The 2,858-nt window shown below is 51.6% G+C and carries 2 rRNA genes (1 of these 2 cut by a window edge); both read right to left on the bottom strand.

Annotated features, from left to right (window positions below):
* Positions 1-46: 46 nt before the first annotated feature.
* Positions 47-162 (bottom strand): 5S ribosomal RNA (gene rrf, locus DF283_RS12770).
* Positions 163-259: 97 nt separating this feature from the next.
* Positions 260-2,858 (bottom strand): 23S ribosomal RNA (locus DF283_RS12765); it runs 292 nt beyond the window's last position.

Below are 2,858 nucleotides of genomic sequence, written 5' to 3'. Positions count from 1 at the left end.
AAAAAAAAGCCCCTAGTACCGAAGTACTAAGGGCTACAAAGAAGAAGCCTGGCGATGACCTACTTTCACAAGGAAGAAATCCTCACTATCATCGGCGCAGAGCGTTTTCACGACTGAGTTCGAAATGGGATCACGTGGGCCCCGCTCGCTATTGTCACCAGGCAAACCGGTATTAACAATTCTGTCGATAGATAAAAGACGTTTGCAATTAATCTGCTTTATTTCATTTGGGTATATTACCAAAACCACTTTGGGTTATAGGGTCAAGCCTCACGGTCAATTAGTACGCGTCAGCTACATGCATTACTGCACTTCTACATCGCGCCTATCAACGTTGTCATCTTCAACGGACCTTTAGAAGGCTTAAATCCTTGGGAGAACTCATCTTGAGGGAGGCTTCCCGCTTAGATGCTTTCAGCGGTTATCCCGTCCGAGCTTAGCTACCCGGCAATGCCATTGGCATGACAACCGGTACACCAGAGGCTCGTCCACTCCGGTCCTCTCGTACTAGGAGCAGCTCCTCTCAATTCTCCAACGCCCACGGCAGATAGGGACCGAACTGTCTCACGACGTTCTAAACCCAGCTCGCGTACCACTTTAAATGGCGAACAGCCATACCCTTGGGACCGGCTACAGCCCCAGGATGTGATGAGCCGACATCGAGGTGCCAAACACCGCCGTCGATATGAACTCTTGGGCGGTATCAGCCTGTTATCCCCGGCGTACCTTTTATCCGTTGAGCGATGGCCCTTCCATACAGAACCACCGGATCACTAAGACCTACTTTCGTATCTGCTCGACGTGTCAGTCTCGCAGTCAAGCACCCTTTTGCCTTTGCACTCTACGCACGATTTCCGACCGCGCTGAGGGTACCTTTGTGCTCCTCCGTTACGCTTTAGGAGGAGACCGCCCCAGTCAAACTACCCACCATACACTGTCCTGGCACCGGATTCACGGCACTCAGTTAGAACTCTAAGCCTGCCAGGGTGGTATTTCAAGGATGACTCCACGCACTCTAGCGAGCACGCTTCATAGTCTCCCACCTATCCTACACAAGCAGACTCAAAGTCCAGTGTAAAGCTATAGTAAAGGTGCACGGGGTCTTTCCGTCTTGCCGCGGGTACGCCGCATCTTCACAGCGATTTCAATTTCACTGAGTCTCGGGTGGAGACAGCGTGGCTGTCGTTACGCCATTCGTGCAGGTCGGAACTTACCCGACAAGGAATTTCGCTACCTTAGGACCGTTATAGTTACGGCCGCCGTTTACTGGGGCTTCAATCAAGTGCTTGCACACCATCATTTAACCTTCCAGCACCGGGCAGGCGTCACACCCTATACTTCCTCTTACGAGTTTGCAGAGTGCTGTGTTTTTAATAAACAGTCGCAACCACCTGGTTTCTTCGACCCTCATATGCTTACACCGCAAGGGCTTCACACACAAGGGCGCACCTTCTCCCGAAGTTACGGTGCTATTTTGCCTAGTTCCTTCACCCGAGTTCTCTCACGCGCCTTGGTATTCTCTACCTGTCCACCTGTGTCGGTTTCGGGTACGGTTAATGTCTATCTGAAGCTTAGAGACTTTTCCTGGAAGCGGGGTATCAGTTACTTCAGCGGCAAGCCGCCTCGTCATCGTGTCTCAGTTCATCATGCACCCGGATTTACCTAAGCACACTCCCTACTCACTTAAACCCGTTCAACCAATCACGGGCTAACCTAACCTTCTTCGTCCTCCCATCGCAATAAACATTAGTACAGGAATATTAACCTGTTTCCCATCGACTACGCGTTTCCGCCTCGCCTTAGGGGCCGACTCACCCTGCGCCGATTACCGTTGCGCAGGAAACCTTGGACTTTCGGCGTGCGGGTTTTTCACCCGCATTATCGTTACTCATGTCAGCATTCGCACTTCTGATACCTCCAGCAAGCTTTTCAACTCACCTTCTACGGCTTACAGAACGCTCCTCTACCACTTCTAGCCATTGCTAGAAATCCGCAGCTTCGGTATACAGTTTGAGCCCCGTTATATCTTCCGCGCAGACTGACTCGACCAGTGAGCTATTACGCTTTCTTTAAAGGATGGCTGCTTCTAAGCCAACCTCCTGGCTGTCTATGCCCTTCCACCTCGTTTTCCACTTAACTGTATTTGGGGACCTTAGCTGGCGGTCTGGGTTGTTTCCCTCTTCACGACGGACGTTAGCACCCGCCGTGTGTCTCCCGTGCTCTACTGCTTGGTATTCGGAGTTTGCATCGGGTTGGTAAGTCAGATTGACCCCCTAGCCGAAACAGTGCTCTACCCCCAAGCGTAATACACGAGGCGCTACCTAAATAGCTTTCGAGGAGAACCAGCTATCTCCGGGCTTGATTAGCCTTTCACTCCTATCCACAACTCATCCCCGTATTTTTCAACAGACGTGGGTTCGGGCCTCCAGTTGGTGTTACCCAACCTTCACCCTGGTCATGGATAGATCGCCCGGCTTCGGGTCTATTCACTGCGACTTAACGCCCTATTCAGACTCGGTTTCCCTTCGCCTCCCCTATGCGGTTAAGCTCGCCACAGCAAATAACTCGCTGACCCATTATACAAAAGGTACGCAGTCGTCCAGTTGCCCAGACTTCCACTGCTTGTACACATACGGTTTCAGGTTCTATTTCACTCCCCTCTCCGGGGTTCTTTTCGCCTTTCCCTCACGGTACTGGTTCACTATCGGTCAGTAGTTAGTATTTAGCCTTGGAGGATGGTCCCCCCATCTTCAGCCAGGATTCCACGTGTCCCGGCCTACTCATCGTTACCCACTATCGGCTTTCTTTCGTGTACGGGGCTATCACCCTTTATTGCACACCTTTCCAGATGCTTCCAC

The sequence above is a fragment of the Vampirovibrio chlorellavorus genome (assembly GCF_003149375.1).
Classification (GTDB): Bacteria; Cyanobacteriota; Vampirovibrionia; order Vampirovibrionales; family Vampirovibrionaceae; genus Vampirovibrio; species Vampirovibrio chlorellavorus_B.
The sequence above is the reverse complement of the archived record's forward strand: the minus strand, read 5'-3'. Positions and strand labels throughout refer to the sequence as shown.